This is a genomic window from Pseudomonas sp. OIL-1, from assembly GCF_010669185.1.
GTDB lineage: Bacteria > Pseudomonadota > Gammaproteobacteria > Pseudomonadales > Pseudomonadaceae > Halopseudomonas > Halopseudomonas profundi.
In genome coordinates this window covers 1261469-1279236 of sequence record NZ_CP048629.1, presented here as the reverse complement: position 1 = coordinate 1279236, position 17768 = coordinate 1261469, and the positions used below count along the sequence as shown (strand labels likewise).

At 59.1% G+C, this 17768-nt stretch carries 24 protein-coding genes; 17 read left to right on the top strand and 7 right to left on the bottom strand.

Annotated elements, in window-relative coordinates; genetic code table 11:
* Positions 1-4 precede the first annotated feature (4 nt).
* The 6 genes from G3M63_RS05950 (at position 5) to G3M63_RS05925 (ending at position 5837) form a co-directional block, all read left to right on the top strand.
* Positions 5-595 carry an SPOR domain-containing protein gene (locus G3M63_RS05950; RefSeq protein ID WP_150302128.1) on the top strand — a complete coding sequence of 197 codons (591 nt, stop codon included), beginning with the start codon at positions 5-7 and terminating at the stop codon, positions 593-595.
* A gap of 251 nt (positions 596-846) precedes the next feature.
* Positions 847-1380 (top strand): ATP-dependent protease subunit HslV, encoded by a 534-nt coding sequence (hslV, locus tag G3M63_RS05945; RefSeq protein WP_150302127.1) that lies wholly within the window; start codon positions 847-849, stop codon positions 1378-1380.
* A 16-nt stretch (positions 1381-1396) separates the two neighbouring features.
* Positions 1397-2737 carry an ATP-dependent protease ATPase subunit HslU gene (gene hslU / locus G3M63_RS05940; RefSeq protein WP_150302126.1) on the top strand — a complete coding sequence of 447 codons (1341 nt, stop codon included), beginning with the start codon at positions 1397-1399 and terminating at the stop codon, positions 2735-2737.
* A 230-nt stretch (positions 2738-2967) separates the two neighbouring features.
* Positions 2968-3348: a gamma-butyrobetaine hydroxylase-like domain-containing protein gene (locus G3M63_RS05935; protein ID WP_163982149.1), complete on the top strand. Its 381-nt coding sequence runs from the start codon at positions 2968-2970 to the stop codon at positions 3346-3348.
* 212 nt (positions 3349-3560) lie between these two features.
* Positions 3561-5192, top strand: a complete 1632-nt coding sequence (locus G3M63_RS05930; protein WP_163982148.1) for an alpha/beta hydrolase — start codon at positions 3561-3563, stop codon at positions 5190-5192.
* A 30-nt stretch (positions 5193-5222) separates the two neighbouring features.
* A complete protein-coding gene (locus G3M63_RS05925) occupies positions 5223-5837 on the top strand; it encodes a TetR/AcrR family transcriptional regulator (protein WP_163982147.1) in 615 nt (204 codons plus the stop codon).
* Positions 5838-5974: 137 nt separating this feature from the next.
* Here G3M63_RS05925 and G3M63_RS05920 read toward each other — a convergent pair whose 3' ends face one another.
* The 3 genes from G3M63_RS05920 to G3M63_RS05910 form a co-directional block, all read right to left on the bottom strand.
* The gene (locus G3M63_RS05920) at positions 5975-6697 is read right to left on the bottom strand and encodes a phasin family protein (RefSeq protein WP_163982146.1); all 723 of its coding nucleotides are present in this window, start codon (positions 6695-6697) and stop codon (positions 5975-5977) included.
* Positions 6698-6718: 21 nt separating this feature from the next.
* Positions 6719-7129: a phasin family protein gene (locus tag G3M63_RS05915; RefSeq protein ID WP_150302121.1), complete on the bottom strand. Its 411-nt coding sequence runs from the start codon at positions 7127-7129 to the stop codon at positions 6719-6721.
* A 154-nt stretch (positions 7130-7283) separates the two neighbouring features.
* Entirely contained in the window at positions 7284-7559 is a 276-nt protein-coding gene (locus G3M63_RS05910) for a polyhydroxyalkanoic acid system family protein (RefSeq protein WP_163982145.1), read from the bottom strand.
* Positions 7560-7715: 156 nt separating this feature from the next.
* On the opposite strand from G3M63_RS05910, the gene ubiE reads away from it, so the two are divergent.
* The 9 genes from ubiE to G3M63_RS05865 all read left to right on the top strand — a co-directional run bounded on the left by ubiE (position 7716) and on the right by G3M63_RS05865 (position 13695).
* Positions 7716-8477 carry a bifunctional demethylmenaquinone methyltransferase/2-methoxy-6-polyprenyl-1,4-benzoquinol methylase UbiE gene (gene ubiE / locus G3M63_RS05905; RefSeq protein ID WP_150302119.1) on the top strand — a complete coding sequence of 254 codons (762 nt, stop codon included), beginning with the start codon at positions 7716-7718 and terminating at the stop codon, positions 8475-8477.
* On the top strand, positions 8477-9100 hold the full coding sequence (locus tag G3M63_RS05900; protein ID WP_163982144.1) for an SCP2 domain-containing protein: 624 nt from the start codon (positions 8477-8479) through the stop codon (positions 9098-9100). The genes ubiE and G3M63_RS05900 overlap by 1 nt, the downstream gene beginning before the upstream one ends.
* Entirely contained in the window at positions 9097-10692 is a 1596-nt protein-coding gene (gene ubiB / locus G3M63_RS05895; protein WP_150302117.1) for a ubiquinone biosynthesis regulatory protein kinase UbiB, read from the top strand. Before G3M63_RS05900 ends, ubiB begins: the two co-directional genes overlap by 4 nt.
* A 72-nt stretch (positions 10693-10764) precedes the next feature.
* Complete coding sequence (hisI, locus tag G3M63_RS05890; protein ID WP_163982143.1) at positions 10765-11178, top strand: phosphoribosyl-AMP cyclohydrolase; 414 nt, start codon at positions 10765-10767, stop codon at positions 11176-11178.
* Complete coding sequence (locus tag G3M63_RS05885) at positions 11171-11503, top strand: phosphoribosyl-ATP diphosphatase (RefSeq protein WP_150302115.1); 333 nt, start codon at positions 11171-11173, stop codon at positions 11501-11503. The genes hisI and G3M63_RS05885 overlap by 8 nt, the downstream gene beginning before the upstream one ends.
* 23 nt (positions 11504-11526) lie before the next feature.
* Complete coding sequence (gene tatA, locus G3M63_RS05880) at positions 11527-11757, top strand: twin-arginine translocase TatA/TatE family subunit (protein WP_150302114.1); 231 nt, start codon at positions 11527-11529, stop codon at positions 11755-11757.
* A 6-nt stretch (positions 11758-11763) separates the two neighbouring features.
* On the top strand, positions 11764-12222 hold the full coding sequence (gene tatB / locus G3M63_RS05875) for a Sec-independent protein translocase protein TatB (RefSeq protein ID WP_163982142.1): 459 nt from the start codon (positions 11764-11766) through the stop codon (positions 12220-12222).
* Positions 12191-12991, top strand: a complete 801-nt coding sequence (tatC, locus tag G3M63_RS05870) for a twin-arginine translocase subunit TatC (protein WP_223825117.1) — start codon at positions 12191-12193, stop codon at positions 12989-12991. Before tatB ends, tatC begins: the two co-directional genes overlap by 32 nt.
* A complete protein-coding gene (locus G3M63_RS05865; RefSeq protein WP_163982141.1) occupies positions 12988-13695 on the top strand; it encodes a 16S rRNA (uracil(1498)-N(3))-methyltransferase in 708 nt (235 codons plus the stop codon). Before tatC ends, G3M63_RS05865 begins: the two co-directional genes overlap by 4 nt.
* Here G3M63_RS05865 and G3M63_RS05860 read toward each other — a convergent pair whose 3' ends face one another.
* Positions 13696-14184 (bottom strand): helix-turn-helix domain-containing protein, encoded by a 489-nt coding sequence (locus G3M63_RS05860; protein ID WP_163982140.1) that lies wholly within the window; start codon positions 14182-14184, stop codon positions 13696-13698.
* Between the two features lie 113 nt (positions 14185-14297).
* Between G3M63_RS05860 and G3M63_RS05855 the strand changes: the two genes are divergently transcribed.
* Together G3M63_RS05855 and G3M63_RS05850 are read left to right on the top strand one after the other, a co-directional pair.
* On the top strand, positions 14298-15026 hold the full coding sequence (locus G3M63_RS05855) for an SDR family oxidoreductase (RefSeq protein WP_163982139.1): 729 nt from the start codon (positions 14298-14300) through the stop codon (positions 15024-15026).
* Between the two features lie 24 nt (positions 15027-15050).
* A complete protein-coding gene (locus tag G3M63_RS05850) occupies positions 15051-15644 on the top strand; it encodes a 2-hydroxychromene-2-carboxylate isomerase (protein ID WP_163982138.1) in 594 nt (197 codons plus the stop codon).
* 7 nt (positions 15645-15651) lie between these two features.
* On the opposite strand, the gene dtd is transcribed toward G3M63_RS05850, so the two are convergent.
* From dtd to G3M63_RS05835, 3 genes are all read right to left on the bottom strand, one after another.
* Positions 15652-16089, bottom strand: a complete 438-nt coding sequence (dtd, locus tag G3M63_RS05845; protein ID WP_163982137.1) for a D-aminoacyl-tRNA deacylase — start codon at positions 16087-16089, stop codon at positions 15652-15654.
* 2 nt (positions 16090-16091) lie between these two features.
* Positions 16092-17063, bottom strand: a complete 972-nt coding sequence (pip, locus tag G3M63_RS05840; protein WP_150302108.1) for a prolyl aminopeptidase — start codon at positions 17061-17063, stop codon at positions 16092-16094.
* Positions 17064-17154: 91 nt separating this feature from the next.
* Positions 17155-17733 (bottom strand): NnrU family protein, encoded by a 579-nt coding sequence (locus G3M63_RS05835; RefSeq protein ID WP_163982136.1) that lies wholly within the window; start codon positions 17731-17733, stop codon positions 17155-17157.
* Between the last annotated feature and the right edge of the window lie 35 nt (positions 17734-17768).

Below are 17768 nucleotides of genomic sequence, written 5' to 3'. Positions count from 1 at the left end.
CAGTATGGCCAAAGGACGCAAAGCCCCAGTACGTGGCGCCAGCCGCGCTAAAGCTTCCGCCGGGCGAGGGATTCCGCCGTGGTTGTGGCTGGTCAGTGGCCTGGTTATAGGCATTTTTGTGGCATTTCTGTTCCAGCTGGAACCCGGCCGGGAGACTGTCAAACGCGACACGAATCCGCCAGCGCAGATACAACCGAAAAAGCCCACAAAACCTGCTGAGCCGCAGCCGCGTTACGACTTCTACACCTTGCTGCCGGAATCCGAGCAGCTGGTTCCCGAGTCCTCAGTGCCCAAGCAGGCGCCACCTGCACCGGCAAAAAAAGAAGAAGTCGCCAAGCCGCAGGACAGTACACGGTTTTTCCTGCAGGCCGGATCATTTCGCAAGCGTGGCGATGCTGATCGGGTGCGGGCGCAGATTCTCATGCTCGGGCTGGATGTCAAACTGGAAGATGCCAAGCTGGGCGACGGTGAAACCTGGTACCGCGTTCAGGTAGGCCCCTTCCAGGATCGCAGCAGCGTCAGTGAGGCGCAAAAAACCCTCGCCGGCAACGGTTACGACAATCTGCTGCTACAACAGCGTTCCGAGACACGCTGAACTGCAATTGCAGCTTGAAATCCGCGCTCCTGACCCCAGATAGGTTTCATTAGGGGATCTCTGCAAAACGTAACGAGCGAAGGTCAGGCAAGGCGAAATCGAGCGAAAACGCGCAGCTTACGCGGTTGTAAGTGAGCATTTTTCGCGAGGTTTCAACGCAGCATGGCCAAGCGCAGTAGTTTTGCAGAGGTTCCGAAGCGGTGATGCAGTCATGTGTCACCGATCTTTTGACAGCCAATCAGGAGCTGCGTGTGACTACTATCGTTTCAGTCCGCCGCCACGGCAAAGTGGTAATCGGTGGCGACGGCCAGGTTTCCCTCGGCAACACCGTCATGAAAGGCAACGCGCGCAAGGTGCGCCGGCTCTACAAGGATCAGGTCATTGCCGGGTTCGCTGGCGGTACCGCAGACGCCTTCACGCTGTTCGAGCGCTTTGAAGCCCAACTGGAAAAACATCAGGGCAACCTGGTACGCGCCGCCGTCGAGCTGGCCAAGGATTGGCGTACCGATCGCGCCCTGCGTCGTCTTGAAGCCTTGCTGGCCGTGGCCAACAAGGATGCATCGCTGATCATCACCGGCAATGGCGATGTCATCGAGCCGGAAGAAGGCGGCCTGATTGCTATCGGCTCCGGCGGCCCCTTCGCTCAATCATCTGCCCTGGCGCTACTGCGCCATACCGACCTGTCAGCCCGTGAGATCGTGGAATCCAGCCTGAACATAGCCGGCCAGATCTGCGTCTTCACCAACCACAACCCGACCATCGAGGAGCTGGACGCCAATACCTGAGGCGTTCGGAATCAGCATGTCCATGACCCCCCGCGAAATTGTCCACGAGCTGGACCGCCACATCATTGGTCAGCAGGACGCCAAGCGCGCAGTGGCCATTGCGCTGCGCAACCGCTGGCGCCGTCAGCAGCTGCCCGATGCGCTGCGCAATGAAGTGACCCCCAAGAATATTCTGATGATCGGGCCAACCGGTGTCGGCAAGACCGAAATTGCCCGCCGCCTGGCCAAGCTGGCGCAGGCGCCCTTTATCAAGGTTGAAGCGACCAAGTTCACTGAGGTCGGTTACGTTGGCCGCGACGTCGAGTCGATTATCCGTGACCTGGTCGATGCCGCGATAAAGATGCTGCGCGAACAGGAAATGAGCAAGATGGGCCACCGCGCCGAGGATGCTGCAGAGGAACGGATTCTCGATGCGCTCCTGCCGCCGCCGCGCCAGGGCGTAAGTGACGAGCCGGCCCGGGAAGATTCCAGCACCCGTCAGCTGTTCCGCAAACGTCTGCGTGAAGGTCAGCTGGATGACAAGGATATCGATATCGAAGTGGCCGACGCCCCGGTCGGCGTCGACATCATGGCGCCGCCCGGCATGGAAGAAATGACCAGCCAGCTGCAGAACATGTTCTCCAACTTTGGCAAGGGCAAGCGCAAGACCCGTACCCTTAAGGTCAAGGATGCGATGAAGTTGGTCCGTGACGAGGAAGCCGCTCGCCTGGTCAACGAAGACGAACTGAAAACCCGCGCCATCCACGTGGTAGAGCAAAGCGGCATCGTGTTCCTCGACGAGATCGACAAGGTCAGCAAGCGCGCCGACAGCGGAAGCGGTGCGGATGTGTCCCGGGAAGGGGTACAGCGTGACCTGCTGCCGCTGATCGAAGGCAGCACGGTGAACACCAAATTTGGCATGGTCAAGACTGACCATATCCTGTTCATCGCCTCAGGTGCCTTTCATCTGACCAAGCCGTCGGATCTGATTCCGGAACTGCAGGGCCGCCTGCCGATTCGTGTCGAGCTGCAATCGCTGTCGCCGGATGACTTCAAGCGCATTCTTACCGAGCCGGATGCATCGCTGACCGAACAGTACCGCGCGCTGATGCAGACCGAGGGATTGGGCATCGAGTTTGCCGATGACGCCATTGCCCGCCTGGCTGAAATCGCCTGGCAGGTAAACGAGAAGACCGAAAACATCGGCGCGCGCCGTTTGCACACCGTGCTCGAACGCCTGCTGGAAGAGATTTCCTTCAGCGCCGCCGACCTTGCCTCCAGCCAGGATGGCAAGGCGATGGTTATCGATGCGGCTTATGTTGACGAGCACCTCGGAGAACTGGCGGTGAACGAGGATCTGTCGCGGTATATCCTCTAGTCGTTTAGCTGGAAGCTGGAAGCTGGAAGCTAAAGGCTGGAGGCTGGAAGCCTGAATGTTGAAGTGTTTGTCGGTTGACGAGTTTGGGACATACCAAATTCGAGCCCCCCACACATCACTACGACTTCCAGCTTCCAGCCTCAAGCTTTCAGCCCCGCGCCCCAAACCTAAACTCCTAACCCGAACCTCCACCCAGCCATCCTCCTGAACACAGCGACCGAGACCCTGCCATGCATACCGCAATCCCCACCGATATCAAACTCAAGAAGGCCTCCCGCACCCTGATGCTCAGCTATGCCGATGGGCAAAGTTACTCGCTGCCGGCGGAATACCTGCGGGTCTATTCACCTTCGGCTGAAGTGCGTGGGCACGGCAACCCTGTGCTGCAGACCGGCAAGATCCATGTCGGCTTTACGGGCATCGAGCAGGTGGGCAACTACGCGGTAAAACTGGAATTCGACGACGGCCATGAAACCGGGCTGTATAGCTGGGATTATCTTTACGAGCTTGCGACGCAGCGGGAGCGTTTGTGGCAGGCCTACCTTGACCAGCTCGCCGAAGCCGGCGCCAGCCGCGATCCCGACGAGGCAGTGGTGCGCTTCGTACCCTGATCGGGTGTAGCCAGGCTCTGATGTATTAAACGCTCCCCTTCCAACCGGCGGAACTTCACATCGCCGGCACAGGTCTCTTGTCCTTGCTGCATACCGTTGCGTTAATGGTCTCGGCTGAGCGGGCCGCTGCCCTACGCAGCGCTTGAGCAACCCTCGCTCCAACGCATCGACGCCCTCTCGATCCTCGACGAGACCAGGACAAGGAAAGCTTGATGTCAGGCCATAGCGACCATTCACTGGACGATCTGGAGCGATCTTTAGCCGCGACGTTGCGCAAGCTGGCAGGCTCCGCGGTCTCACAACCCTGCCACCATGCACAGCACACGCTGGCGCTGCTTGCTGAGCTTAGCGACGCGTTAACCGGCAGGCCCACCGAAGAAGCCGTCTGGCAAGACGCACGTTTTGCCCATCCCGCGTGGCAAAGGCCATTACGCCGCAGGCTTGTGGGCGCCTGGTCTGCCTGGATGAAAGGCACCCATGGCTGGGTGGACGGGCTTGATGTATCCGCTCATGACCGAGCGCGACTGAAACTGGCCCTGCGGCAACTTCAGGATGCAATTGCGCCGTCCAACAGCCCCTTCAACCCCGCTTTGGCGGAACGCCTGAAACAAACCGGCGGGAGTTGTCTGCGCGAAGGTATCAGCAATCTGCTGGAAGACATCGTCGCTCAGCGTGTGTTGCCAGCTGCGGGTAACCCCAACACTCTTCTGGTCGGTCGGGATCTGGCGACTACGGCAGGACAGGTGGTTCACCGGACGCCGCTACTCGAACTGATTCAGTACCTGCCGCTTACCAGCGCAGTGCATGCCGTGCCTTTACTGGTTATCCCTCCACCACTCAATCGCTATTACTTGCTCGATATGCAGCCCGACAGCAGCTTGACCCGTTACGCCCTCGCACAGGGTATGCAGGTGTTCATGATCAGCTGGCGCAATCCCAATCCGAGCAATGCGGCATGGGGTCTGACGCATTATATCCAAGCAGCTGCCGCCGCCCTGGAAGCAGTTTGTGCCATCTCCGGTAATCCCCAGGCAAACCTGCTCGGGGTGTGCAGTGGCGGGGTAATAGGGTTGGGGCTGCAGGGCTGGCTGACCGGCCAGAACATGTCAAGCCCGGTCAGCGCTGCAAGTTACCTTGGCACACCCCTGCATGTTCGCCAGCACAGTGAGTTGAGCTTGCTGGCCAGCCCGGCCCTGCGACAGCGCCTGCGCAATCTTGCGTGGCGCAAGGGTTGCATTGATCACCGTCAGCTCGCTGCAGGCTTCGCCTGGTTGCGCCCCGGGCAACTGGTGTGGCCGCACTTTCAGCGTTACCTGCTGGCTCAGCCAGGGCCGCCTGACCCACTAACTTTCTGGAGTCAGGACAGCACACGGTTGCCCGCTCAGCTGGTTCACGATCTGCTCCATCTGCTGGAGCGGGACGCCCTGAGCGTGTCCGGCGCCCTGGTAATCGATGGTATTCCCATCGAACTGGATAAACTGCGAACCCCATCCTGGCATCTAGGGGCCGAGCGTGATCACATCGTGCCCTGGCAAAACGCTTATCCGGGCGACAGTCTGGGTGGCGATAAAACCTTCACGCTCAGCCATAGTGGACACATCCAGAGCCTGGTCAATCCGCCGGGCCACCCAGGCGCCTGGTATCAAAGCGCGGCGGCCAGAACCGGCATGACGATCGATCAATGGCAAGCCGCCAGCGAACGGCAAGCGGGCAGTTGGTGGCCTGATTGGGTTACCTGGCTTCGGCGCCACAGCGGCGATTTACGCAACGCGCCGGCCGTGATGGGCAACACAACCTATCCAGCGCAATATCCGGCACCAGGCCGTTACGTACATCAGCTATAGGAACGTGATGGCGACATTGACGGGGACCACATGAAAACGCGAGATCGCATCCTCCTGTGTGCGCTTGAACTGTTCAACGAACACGGTGAACCGAACGTCACCACGCTGGATATCGCGAACGAGCTGGATATCAGCCCCGGGAACCTCTACTACCATTTTCGCGGCAAGGAAGCGCTGCTTGTCAGCCTGGTGGAGCAGTTTCAGGATCACACCCGCGATCTGCTGGAAATGCGTGGCGACCCGCAACAGCTCGAGCCCGAAGACTACTGGCTGTTCATGCACCTGTTGTTTGAAGCCATCACCGACTTTCGCTTCCTGTTCCAGGACCTGTCCAACCTGACCGGGCGCTACGACTTCATCAGACGCGCCATGCAACATTGGCTGGCCGCCCTACGTGACAGTCTGAACAATATGTTGATGGCGCTGCGCGAGCAGGGACATCTGACCGCCGACGATGCCGATATCGAACGACTGCTTGATGCCCTCTGCCAGACGTTTGTGTTCTGGCTGGATTTTCAACGCGTAACACGCCGCGACGATATGGGACCGTCGCAAGCCGTTCGCCAGGTGTTGGGATTGATGCTGCCCTACCTTGATGAGCCCAGCCGGGACTGGATGCGCACGCTGATAGACCGTTACAGCTAACCAGGGTCTATTGACGTCTCATCGCGAGCCGCGATGAAACGTCAACAGACCCTAACCCTGCCAATAAAAAACCCGACCGGTAGCCACCGATCGGGTTCTGGTTCCAGCTGACACATCAGCGGGTCAGACGGGGTACGTCAGGTTCCCGTCTCGCCCGGCTGCGTCTTCTTGTCTGAACCCTCATCGGCAGCCGACTTCGATGGCGCCTTGGCTTTGGTTGCGGCCTTGGGCTTGGTCGGACGCTGCTTGTTCGCTGCTGCCGACTTGCCATTCGCCCTGGTATCCAACTCTGGCTCCAGTTTGGCGGGTTCCTCCGGTGCGACCGGGGCGGCAGCTACCTCTGGCTCGGTCTCCAGCTTATCGGTCGTTTCATGCACTGCTTCGGCAGCCGGTGAGGCTGGCGCAGGCGCGGGGGATACGCTGGCTGCGCGGTGCGCTCCCAACTCACTGACCAGTCTGGACAACTCCTCGATCTTGTCATCCAGAGCCTGCAGCTCGCTGCGAGTAGGCATGCCCAGACGGGACAGAGCGCTTCCGAGTCGCTTGTCAAACGCCGCTTCCAGTTCAGTCCAGCGGCCGCTGGCTCTACTCCAGGGCTTGTCACCCTTAGACTCGAAGCTGTCAGCAGCGCCATCCTTGGCCTTGCCTGCGCGAGATTTGAACTCCCCGACCTTTTTTTCGATATTGGCCTTGGCCGTCTGCTCGGCTTCCTCGCCGTCCTTGATCAGCGTCTCGAAGAGCTTGACCCCTTCCTTGCCAACCTTGGCATAGGCACCCAGGCCTGCGAGCCAGATCTGCCGTGAATAATTTTCCAGATCATTGGCCCATTTTTCCTTGTCGTGCTTTTTATCGTCCGTCATGGAAGCACCTCCTCTGAAAGCTTACTTGGCCTGCATTGATCTCAGCGAAGCGCTCAGCATGTCCAGCTTGTTGGACAACTGCTCGATATCCGATTTGCTCGGAATACCCATGCGCTCCAGCGCCGAGGCCACGCGCTCGTCGAACATTTCTTCGACTTTATGCAGATTTCCGCCGTTACGCTCCTGCAAGCGGTCCTTCAGGCTGGCGACCTTGCTGCCGGCAGCATCGATGCGCTCGGAAATGAATTCCTTGCTGTTCTGCTCCAGCTGCTCGCCTTCGCTGACCAGTGTCTTGAAGTAGTCGGCGCTGTCCTTACCGGCCTTGGCATACACGCCAAGTCCAGCAAGCCAGATCTGGTGAGCGTATTTGCGCACGTCTCCAGCAAACGCCAATGCATTTTCTTCTGCTTCGATGGTATTGAGCTTGACCATGGTGTAACTCCCGACTGTTGAGTGAGACGTAAGCCGGGTCAATTACCGGCTTCTGATGGTCAAACTACGCCGGAGAATTAGAAAAAACATACTAATCACAGAGGTCTGCTGACCGTTCATCGGCGGCGCGATGTCCAGGTCAGCAGATGCCAGGTCAGGCCAGGTACTTGTCCAGCGCCTTTTCGATTTCGTTCCTTACCATGCCGGACATGGGCGTGAACATCATGCCGAGTTTGACCACGACCCTGACGCTTTCCTCGGCCACATAGATGGTGCCGTCGGCGCCACTGCGCTTGAACGTCAGCTGATCGCCATCCCATTCGCACTTTGCATCGAGCTTCTGGGCCAGTTTATCGGCCAGCTTCTGTGCGCGTTCCCGGGCGGTTTCCTTACCCAGAGCGTGTTCTCGCGTGATATCTACGGTTGCCATGAATTGTATCTCGTCTGCGAATTGATCCAGGCGGCATCATGCCGCAATGCCGGCTTTGCGTCATCCGCGACTGCGACAGCCTGTCCGCTGCAAAACCAGCCCCGGCCCCTCGATTTGCGGTTAGAATGTCGGTTGATTTGCCAAGGCGCCGACCCAATGACTGACAAGCACAACTCAGACAACACCACTCATTTCGGCTTCAAGAGCGTGCCGGAATCGGAGAAAGCCGCAAAAGTCGCGGATGTATTCCATTCCGTGGCGGCCAAATATGATTTGATGAATGACCTGATGTCGGCTGGCGTCCATCGACTGTGGAAACGCTTCACCATCGAGCTTTCAGGTGTCCGCCGGGGCAACCGGGTTCTCGATATTGCCGGTGGCACCGGCGATCTGGCCCGCAAGTTTTCGTCTCTGGTCGGCCCCGATGGTGAAGTAGTGCTGGCCGATATCAATGCATCGATGCTGAAGGTCGGCCGGGATCGTCTGCTCGACTGCGGCGTGTCCGGCAATGTCCGCTTTGTTCAGGCGGACGCCGAAGCGCTGCCCTTCCCTGACAATCATTTCGATTGCATCACCATTGCCTTCGGCCTGCGCAACGTTACCCACAAGGAAGCGGCGATCGCCTCGATGCTGCGGGTGCTCAAACCCGGTGGCCGGTTGTTGGTGCTGGAATTCTCCAAGCCGCGTAACCAGTTGTTCTCCAGAGTCTACGATCAGTATTCCTTCAAGCTCCTGCCGTTGATGGGCAAACTCATCACTCAGGATTCCGAAAGCTACCGTTATCTGGCCGAGTCGATCCGCATGCATCCGGATCAGGAAACCCTCAAGGCGATGATGGAAGAAGCCGGTTTCGCCCGCGTCACCTACCACAACATGACCGGCGGAATCGTGGCGTTACACCGAGGAATCAAACCCTGATGCTGACGCAGGCCATGCTCGCGGGAATCGAGTACAGCCTGGAACAGGCTATTGCCCGTGACCCGCTGACCGCCAGGCGCCTCGGTGCGCTGGAGGCTAAGGTTATCCTGATACGCGGCAGCGCGCCTGACTGGCAGGTGTTTGTATTGCCCGGCGAAGGCAAAATCCGCTTGATGAGCCAGTCCGAGCTTGACCCCGACTGCACTCTCGCAGCGCCCAGCAGCCTGCTGGCGCAGCTGGCATTCAGCGATCAGCGTCAACGCTTGCTGCAAGATCAACAGGTGGTCCTGAGTGGCGACAGTCAGGTATTGGTCACCCTGCAGAATATCTTCGGCGACCTGCGGATTGATGGCGAAGCCGAACTGGCACGCTGGCTGGGCCCGGTTCCCGCGCATGGCATTGCCAATCTGCTGCGCAGCGGCCGCGACTGGGGCACGCAGACGCATCAGAGCCTGAACCACAGCCTGGGCCGCTATCTGACTGAAGAAACCCGCCAACTGGTGGGCAAAGCCGAGGCCAACGTCGCCGCAGAAGAACTCCACGCGCTGCAACTGCGCCTGGACCGGCTTGAAGCCCGCCTGCAACGCCTAGAGAATCCGCCTCAGGACACCCCCGACGCATGAACCTCACCGCGTTTGTTCGCCTGTTTCGCATACTGCAAATCTTTACCCGCTATCGGCTCGATCAGCTCATTCTGCAGCTGCCGCTGCCGTGGTTTGCGCGGTTCGTGTTGAAAATCGGCCCCTGGCGTTTGCATCGCGCGCCGAAGATGAGCCGCGGCGCCCGCTTGCGCCGTGCCTGTGAGGATCTGGGCCCGGTATTCATCAAGTTCGGGCAGATCCTGTCTACGCGCCGCGATCTGCTGGCGGACGACGTTGCAATCGAGCTGGCCTGGCTGCAGGACAAGGTCCCGCCCTTCCCCTCCGAGCTCGCCAGGCAGCGCATCGAAGAACAGCTGGGTCAGACCATTGACGAGGTGTTCGCCAGCTTTACCGACCAGCCGCTGGCCTCGGCATCGGTGGCCCAGGTACACGCAGCGCGTCTGCATGACGGTACCGAGGTGGTGGTAAAGGTCACCCGACCCGGCGTTGGCGCAACTATTCACCAGGACATCCAATGGTTGTTTCTGGCCGCACGCACACTTGAACGCTTTTCCAGTGAGGGCCGTCGGCTACGCCCGGTGGAGGTCGTCAGCGATTACGAGCGAACCATATTCGACGAACTCGACCTGTACCGTGAAGCGGCCAACGCTTCACAACTGCGGCGCAATTTCGAGAACTCCACACTGCTCTATATCCCACAGGTCTACTGGAACTGGTGCCGTCACAAGGTCATGGTGATGGAGCGCATCAGCGGGCTGCCGGTTACGGATATGGAGGCGCTGCTCGATCAACGCACCGACATGAAGAAACTCGCCGAGGCCGGCGTGGAAATTTTCTTTACCCAGGTGTTTCGCGACAGCTTCTTCCATGCCGATATGCATCCGGGCAACATTTTTGTGTCGCGTAGCCATCCCTGGCAGCCGCAATACATTGCCATCGATTTCGGGATCGTCGGCAGCCTCAACCCGGAGGACCAGGATTATCTCGCGCGCAACCTGCTGGCGTTCTTCAAGCGCGATTACCGCCGCGTGGCACAGCTGCATATCGACTCCGGCTGGGTGCCAGCGGGCACGCGCGTCAATGAATTCGAAGCGGCGATCCGCAGCGTCTGTGAACCGATCTTCGCTCGGCCGTTGAAGGATATTTCCTTTGGTCAGTTGTTGTTGCGCCTGTTTCAGACCGCTCGACGCTTCAATATGGAGATCCAGCCGCAGCTGGTGCTGCTACAGAAAACGCTGCTCAACATTGAAGGCCTGGGCCGGCAGTTGTATCCCGATCTGGATCTTTGGAGCACCGCCCAGCCCTATCTGGAACGCTGGATGCGTGAGCGCATGATGCCGCAGCAGCAGGCACGTGTGCTGCACCAACAACTGGAGCAGATCCCACCGCTGCTGACCTCCACGCGGCGCGCCATGGACCGTCTGGCGGAGCGAGAACCGGAGCCAGCAGCTCGCAAGCACGATTCCAGCCGCGCTTTGCGGCTGATTGGTGTCGTGCTGGTGGTGCTTGGCGCCAGTGGTCTGGGCACGGATGTCAATCTGTGGACCCAGGCGCAGCCGCTCCACTGGCTGCTGGTGGGCACGGGTGGTTGGCTGGTGATCCGTAAACACTAGACCCTGTCTATAGACCCTGAGGGATACCGTCGAACTGGCATCCGTCCCCTGATAACTGGCACACTTGTACGCATGATAGATACTTCCTTGAATACGGCCTGGCTCGACGAAATAAAGTGGGACGCAAATGGCCTCATCCCTGCGATTGCCCAGGATATTCACAGCAATCGCGTGCTGATGGTCGCCTGGATGAATCGTGAGTCGCTGCAGCTCACCGTGCAGGAGAATCGGGCGGTATACTGGTCCCGTTCGCGCCGCAAGCTATGGCGCAAGGGCGAAGAATCCGGCCATATCCAGGTACTGCACGAACTGCGCCTGGACTGCGACAGCGATGTGCTCGTGATGATGGTCGAGCAACTCGGCGATATCGCTTGCCATACCGGCCGTCAGAGCTGTTTTTACCGGGTATTCACTGACGGTGAATGGCAGACAGTCGAACCGGTCATCAAGGACCCACACCACATTTACGAGCATAAACATGAGTGACACGCTGAGCCGGTTGGCCGAAGTACTGGAGCAACGCAAACAGGCTGGAGCGGACGCTTCCTACGTGGCCAGTCTGCACGCCAAGGGGCTGAACAAGATCCTGGAGAAAGTCGGCGAGGAATGTACCGAAACGCTTCTGGCCGCCAAGGATTGCCAGCACAGCGATGACAAGTCGGAGCTGATCTATGAAACGGCCGATCTGTGGTTCCACAGTCTGGTCATGCTCAGCCATCTGGGTCTCGGGCCAGAGGATGTACTGAAAGAACTTGAAAGACGTTTTGACCTTTCCGGTCTGGCCGAAAAGGCGTCGCGTCAACATAACTGAGGGCGTTGCCCTGGAGGTTTGCAATGGGTTTTGGCGGCATTAGTGTTTGGCAATTACTGATCGTATTGCTGATCGTGGTCCTGCTGTTCGGCACCAAGCGCCTGAAGAGCATCGGCGGCGATCTGGGCGAAGCCATCAAGGGCTTCCGCAAATCGGTCAATGATGAAGATGAAAAGCCCTCGGTTCAGAACAAGACCGGGGACACCCTGGACGTTCAGCCTGAGAAAAAGTCGGAAACTCACCCCCGGGACTGATCGTCCATGTTTGATATCGGCTTCATTGAAATGCTGGTGGTGGCCATCGTCGCCCTGTTGGTACTGGGGCCCGAACGGCTGCCCGGCGCTGTGCGCACGGCCGGGCTGACCATTGGTCGCATCAAGCGCGGTTTTGCTGACGTGCGCTCTCAGGTCGAGCGTGAGATCGGCGCTGACGAGATTCGCCAGCAGCTTCATAACGAGCGGATCATGTCCAACCTGGAGAAAAGCGGTAAACAGGGCAAGCAGGACGGCAAGCCGGAAAAACCTGCCAGACCGGATCCCGGTGCCCCGGTCGCAGACCCCAAGGTCACCGATTCAAACGTCAAGCGTGCCGGTAACACGCCCGTAACATCCACCGAGCAGACTGCCCCGACAGCCGATACAGTGGCGACCCTCGACGGCCCGACGCCGTCGGTTGACGATACCACCGATGACTCTCCGACACGTCCCGATGAGCGATAAGCGCACCCCGGCCCAGCTGGCCGAAGACATGCCCCTGGTGGCACACCTCACCGAACTCCGCTCGCGACTGCTGCGTATAGTCGTGATCTGGATGCTGGTGTTCGCTGGCCTGTTCTACTTCGCCAACGACCTGTATACCTTCATATCCGAGCCGCTGCGCGTGTTCCTGCCGGAAGGCACCAGCATGATTGCCACCGACGTGGCATCGCCCTTCCTGACGCCCTTCAAACTGGCCCTGATCAGCGCATTGTTCCTCGCCATGCCCTTCGTGCTGCATCAGATCTGGGGCTTCATCGCCCCGGGCCTGTACCGCCACGAAAAACGACTGGCGATACCCTTGCTGGCGTCCAGCATCATTCTGTTCTATTCCGGCATGGCGTTCGCCTATTACGTGGTGTTCCCGCTGGTGTTCGGTTTCTTCACCAGTACCGCGCCGGCCGGCGTGGCTGTCATGACCGACATCAACAAGTATCTGGATTTCGTCCTGACCCTGTTTATGGCATTCGGGCTGTCGTTTGAAATCCCGGTGGCGACGGTTCTGCTGGTTCTCACCGGGGCGGTGGATGTAGCCAAGCTGCGTGAAATACGGCCTTACGTGATCGTGGGCTGTTTCATCATCGGTATGGTGCTGACGCCTCCGGATGTGATTTCCCAGGCCTTGCTGGCAGGTCCCATGTGGTTGCTGTACGAGGTAGGGATTCTGTTCAGCCTGCTGCTCAAACGTAAGAAGGACGCCGAGCAGGACGCGCAGGACAATCCACCAGCATGAACCTGCTCTTGCTCGACGAGCAGGATTTCAGCGATGCCTCCCATGTAAAACTGAGCGGTCGCCGTCTGCGTCATATGCTCGAGATTCAGCAGCTGAGCACCGGCGATACGCTCCGGATTGGCCGGATTGGCGGGATGATGGGACAGGCACAGGTTCTCTCGCTCTCGGATAACCAGGCCGAACTCAGCATTACCCTGGACGCTCCTCCGCCCCCCAAGCTCCCACTCACGCTGCTGCTGGCGATGCCGCGGCCCAAGATGTTCCGCCGCATCATGCAGCACTGCGCCACCCTCGGTGTGCCGCGCATTATTCTACTCAACAGTTATCGCGTCGAGAAAAGCTTCTGGCAGACACCTTTTCTTGAACCGGCTGCGCTACGCGAGAATCTGTTGCTGGGGCTTGAGCAGGCCCGGGATACGGTTTTGCCTGAAATCATCATCGAGAAGCGCTTCAAGCCCTTCGTTGAAGACCGTCTCCCCGAGCTGATTACCAATACCCGGGCCCTCGTTGCCCATCCCGGCGATTACCCACCCTGCCCACGCGCCCTGAATTCCCCGGCAACCTTGGCTATCGGGCCGGAAGGCGGCTGGATACCCTATGAGGTGGAAAAACTGGTGGAAGCCGGTTTCGCTCCGGTGCAACTGGGCGAGCGGATTCTGCGGGTGGAAACGGCCGTTACAGCCTTGATATCCAGGCTGTATTGATCAGCCCTGTGCGGGGGCGATAATCTGCTGCGCCTCGTCCTGCCAGCCCTCCCCCGCTTCCACTCTTACATCCCGGGCTGTAACCGGTTCACCACACTCGGAACAGACGGTAACCGGTCGCATAGCCAGTCCGCAGCCTTTGTGGAGATGCCGGACCGGAGCGCCGCGCTCGTCCGCCATATACCTGTCCCCCCAACTCACCAGTGCCAGAATGGCTGGATGCAGTTCGAGTCCTTTATCGGTTAACCGATACTCTTCACGCAGCGGACGTTGCTGATAAGGCACCTTGCTCAATACGCCGTGCTCCACCAGCTTTTTCAGGCGCTCAGCCAACACATGCCGCGTGATGCCAAGCCGCTTCTCAAACGCATCGAAACGCCGCACGCCAAGAAAACAATCGCGCAGAATCAACAGCGTCCACCGATCTCCCACTACAGCTAGCGTTCGAGCTATGGAACAGGGCTGCTGCTCGAGTTCTTCCCAGCGCATGGTTAATCCTCTTCTCGACAAGGGCTCAAGCGTAACTTGACAAGTTCCAAAAAGAAACTGACTATCAGTCAAGTTCCAAAAAAGAACTTAACTTACACAAGTAGGAGCGTTTCATGTCCAGACCACCCATCGCCGTAGTGATCGGCGCAGGCGATGCCACTGGCGGCGCTATAGCCCGGCGTTTTGCTCGTGAGGGCTTTGCGCTGTGTGTCACCCGCCGTCAGGCAGACAAGCTGGCGCCACTGGTCACTGACATCGAGGCTGCCGGTGGCAAGGCTTACCCGTTCGGCTGTGATGCCCGCCGTGAGGAGCAGATGGTCGCGCTATTTGATGAGATTGAACGCGACCTGGGCGAGATTGAGGTGGTGGTGTTCAATATCGGCGCGAATGTGCGTTTCTCCATTACCGAGACCACCGAGCGGGTGTATCGCAAGGTATGGGAGATGGCCGCGCTGTCGGGCTTTCTTACCGGTCGCGAAGCGGCCAGGGTAATGCTGCCGCGCCAGCGCGGCACAATTATCTTCACCGGCGCCACGGCTTCACTGCGCGGCGGCAGCGGATTCAGCGCCTTTGCCGGCGCCAAGTTCGCACTGCGTGCCCTCGCCCAGAGCATGGCCCGCGAGTTGGGACCGCAGGGCATCCATGTCGCGCATCCGATCATCGACGGCGCCATCGACACCGCGTTTATCCGGGACACCTTTCCTGAACGCTACGCACTGAAGGACCAGGCAGGCATTCTCGATCCCGTGCACATCGCCGAGCAGTATTGGCAGCTGCACTGCCAGCCACGGGACTGCTGGACCCATGAGCTGGACCTGCGCCCCTGGATGGAAACCTTCTGAAAATCTCTGGATAAGGATCACACTATGAGCAAAAAAATCGAGTTCTTTTTTGATGTCGGCAGCCCGGCCAGCTATCTCGCATGGACTCAGATCAAGGCCATTGCACAACGCCACAATGCTGCCGTGGAACTCAAGCCAATGCTGCTTGGCGCCGTGTTTCAGGCCACGGGCAATAGCTCACCGGCGAGCGTACCGGCCAAGGGCAATTACACCCGCCAGGATTTTCAGCGCTTCGCCCGGCGTTACGGCGTCCCGCTCAACCACAACCCGTTTTTTCCGATCAATACGCTGCAGCTGATGCGCGGTGCCGCCGCTTACCAGAACACGGAACACTTCGAGCGCTATCTGTCTGCGGTCTTCACTGCCATCTGGGTGGAAGAACTGGACATGGGCAAGCCGGAGATCGTTGCCGGGGTGCTCGAACGTAACGGATTCAACCCGGCCGAAGTGATGGGCTTGATCGGTGATCCGGCAGTGAAGGACCGGCTGCGCCAGACCACCGACGAGGCCATATCCAGAGGCGTATTCGGCGCACCGAGTATTTTCGTTGGGGACGAACTCTTCTTCGGTCAGGATCGACTTGAGTTTGTTGAAGAGGCGCTAGCGCGAGAGGACTAGCACCGACTCATACCTCCAACAGAAAGGTAACCGGTCCGTCGTTAACCAGATGCACCTGCATGTCAGCACCGAACCGACCGCTGCTGACCTGCGGGTGCCGCTCACGGGCCTGGCCGAGCAGGTATTCGAACACCTCAGCGGCTCGCTCTGGCGGAGCCGCTGTGGAAAACCCCGGCCGCAAGCCTTTGCGGGTGTCAGCTGCCAGGGTGAATTGCGATACCAAGAGCAGCCCGCCATCGACATCCTGAAGCGAGGCGTTCATGCGGCCTTCGGCATCACCGAACACCCGATAACGTAGCAACCGTTGCAATAATTTATCGGCGCTGACCTGGTCATCCTCCGGCTCGATGCCGATCAGCACCAACAAACCGCGATCAATGGCTCCGACAATCTCGCCATCCACTTCCACCCGCGCCTGGCTGACCCGCTGCAGCAATCCCTTCATGCCTATTCTGCCTGGGGAGGCAGGTGTAACAGGCGTTGCGCCATGGACTGTGTGGCACGAACCAGCGCGTCGGCCGTGCCGGCCTCGGACGCAGCGTGCCCGGCGTCACGGATAATCTGTAGCTCACTGCCCGGCCAGCTCTGGTGCAAGGCGTAGGCATTATCCAGCGGACACACCATGTCATAACGACCATGGATAAGAATGCCAGGGATATGTGCAATAGACGGCATGTCACGCAGTAGCTGATCCGGCTCAAGAAAAGCCTTGTTGATAAAGTAGTGACACTCGATCCGGGCCATTGCATAAGCACGACGTGAGTCATTGAACCGGTCGAGCACTTGCGCACTGGGACGCAACGTGGCGCAGCGGCCTTCCCATACTGACCAGCTCCTGGCCGCGTGCATCCGGCGGATCTCGTCATCACCAATCAACCGGCGATAATAGGCCGAGACCATATCGCCACGCTCGACCTCCGGAATAAGCGAAGCATAGTCCTCCCAGTAATCCGGAAAGATGTGGCTCGCGCCTTCCTGGTAAAACCAGCGTATGTCCTGGTCGCGGCAGAGAAAAACACCACGCAGGATAATGCCACTGACCCTGTCCGGATGCGCCTGGGCATATGCCAATGCCAGCGTCGAACCCCAGGAGCCACCGAACAGCACCCATTTATCGATCTTCAGATACTCACGCAGCGCTTCCATATCGCTGACCAGATGGGCTGTAGTGTTGTTCTCGAGACTGGCGTGCGGCGTCGAGCGACCCGCTCCGCGCTGGTCGAAAGTGATGATGCGATACACCGAAGGGTCGAAGAAACGCCGGCTTAGCGCGTCGCAACCGGCACCCGGTCCGCCATGCAGAAAGACCACCGGCAGACCGTCCGGCTCACCGCTTTCATCAACATATAAAACGTGGGGGGCCTCGACGGCCAGTTCATGGCGAGCGTAGGGTTTGATCTCCGGATACAACAGTTGCATGGTCGGGCTCCTGAATGTCGACTCGTCTCAACCGATACTGTTTTTACCAACATTACTCACCGGCGTTATTACTGTCACCTGCCTGCGTCATCTAGCCGAACGGACGCACACCAATCAACCATTGATGCAACCAGAGCGCGAATATAACCCAGAGTACCAACCCGACTACTACCGCCATCACATCACGGCTGAACTTGCCTGCAGGCCGTATCACACCGGCAGCGCGATCACGTCGGCGCAGGACAATAAACAGCGCTACGGCCCACGCCAGGAAGCCTCCAAACAGCAGCAGATCGGCCAGGGTGCCGTTGGCCAGAAGGTGCGCAATGGCCCAGAACTTGACGCCGAGCAGCATCGGGTGCCCTATCCGCGCTTTCATCTTCGTGCCGGGCAGATAGGTGGCTACCAGCAGAATGAATGCCGGTATCGTCAACAGCGCCGCAAGATGCCGTGTCCAGACCGGCGGGATCCATAACCATGTGGGATCAAGCCGTGCCTGACCATAACCCCAGACGATAAGCACCAGACCGATCAGCGCGGCTAATGAATAGATACCCTTCCAGGCATTCTCCCCGAGCCGCTGTTTTTGCGCAGCGCGCCAATCGGGAGCGAACAACCCCGTCGAATGAATGCCGAGAAAGATCACCAAACCTGCTACCAGAGCTAACATTTTCTATCCTTTCTGTTGTTATGGGTGTGCGGGCA

Bases quoted from the DNA above. Each gene is read 5' to 3' on its own strand.
- G3M63_RS05900 (WP_163982144.1), top strand. From the start codon at position 8,477: ATGCTGACGCAGGCCATGCTCGCGGGAATCGAGTACAGCCTGGAACAG.
- G3M63_RS05920 (WP_163982146.1), bottom strand. From the start codon at position 6,697: ATGACGGACGATAAAAAGCACGACAAGGAAAAATGGGCCAATGATCTG.
- G3M63_RS05835 (WP_163982136.1), bottom strand. From the start codon at position 17,733: ATGTTAGCTCTGGTAGCAGGTTTGGTGATCTTTCTCGGCATTCATTCG.
- tatA (WP_150302114.1), top strand. From the start codon at position 11,527: ATGGGTTTTGGCGGCATTAGTGTTTGGCAATTACTGATCGTATTGCTG.
- G3M63_RS05850 (WP_163982138.1), top strand. From the start codon at position 15,051: ATGAGCAAAAAAATCGAGTTCTTTTTTGATGTCGGCAGCCCGGCCAGC.
- G3M63_RS05925 (WP_163982147.1), top strand. From the start codon at position 5,223: ATGAAAACGCGAGATCGCATCCTCCTGTGTGCGCTTGAACTGTTCAAC.
- G3M63_RS05915 (WP_150302121.1), bottom strand. From the start codon at position 7,129: ATGGTCAAGCTCAATACCATCGAAGCAGAAGAAAATGCATTGGCGTTT.
- G3M63_RS05935 (WP_163982149.1), top strand. From the start codon at position 2,968: ATGCATACCGCAATCCCCACCGATATCAAACTCAAGAAGGCCTCCCGC.
- G3M63_RS05865 (WP_163982141.1), top strand. From the start codon at position 12,988: ATGAACCTGCTCTTGCTCGACGAGCAGGATTTCAGCGATGCCTCCCAT.
- tatC (WP_223825117.1), top strand. From the start codon at position 12,191: ATGACTCTCCGACACGTCCCGATGAGCGATAAGCGCACCCCGGCCCAG.
- dtd (WP_163982137.1), bottom strand. From the start codon at position 16,089: ATGAAGGGATTGCTGCAGCGGGTCAGCCAGGCGCGGGTGGAAGTGGAT.
- G3M63_RS05910 (WP_163982145.1), bottom strand. From the start codon at position 7,559: ATGGCAACCGTAGATATCACGCGAGAACACGCTCTGGGTAAGGAAACC.
- G3M63_RS05930 (WP_163982148.1), top strand. From the start codon at position 3,561: ATGTCAGGCCATAGCGACCATTCACTGGACGATCTGGAGCGATCTTTA.
- G3M63_RS05885 (WP_150302115.1), top strand. From the start codon at position 11,171: ATGAGTGACACGCTGAGCCGGTTGGCCGAAGTACTGGAGCAACGCAAA.
- ubiE (WP_150302119.1), top strand. From the start codon at position 7,716: ATGACTGACAAGCACAACTCAGACAACACCACTCATTTCGGCTTCAAG.
- G3M63_RS05860 (WP_163982140.1), bottom strand. From the start codon at position 14,184: ATGCGCTGGGAAGAACTCGAGCAGCAGCCCTGTTCCATAGCTCGAACG.
- ubiB (WP_150302117.1), top strand. From the start codon at position 9,097: ATGAACCTCACCGCGTTTGTTCGCCTGTTTCGCATACTGCAAATCTTT.
- hslU (WP_150302126.1), top strand. From the start codon at position 1,397: ATGTCCATGACCCCCCGCGAAATTGTCCACGAGCTGGACCGCCACATC.
- hisI (WP_163982143.1), top strand. From the start codon at position 10,765: ATGATAGATACTTCCTTGAATACGGCCTGGCTCGACGAAATAAAGTGG.
- G3M63_RS05855 (WP_163982139.1), top strand. From the start codon at position 14,298: ATGTCCAGACCACCCATCGCCGTAGTGATCGGCGCAGGCGATGCCACT.
- pip (WP_150302108.1), bottom strand. From the start codon at position 17,063: ATGCAACTGTTGTATCCGGAGATCAAACCCTACGCTCGCCATGAACTG.
- tatB (WP_163982142.1), top strand. From the start codon at position 11,764: ATGTTTGATATCGGCTTCATTGAAATGCTGGTGGTGGCCATCGTCGCC.
- G3M63_RS05950 (WP_150302128.1), top strand. From the start codon at position 5: ATGGCCAAAGGACGCAAAGCCCCAGTACGTGGCGCCAGCCGCGCTAAA.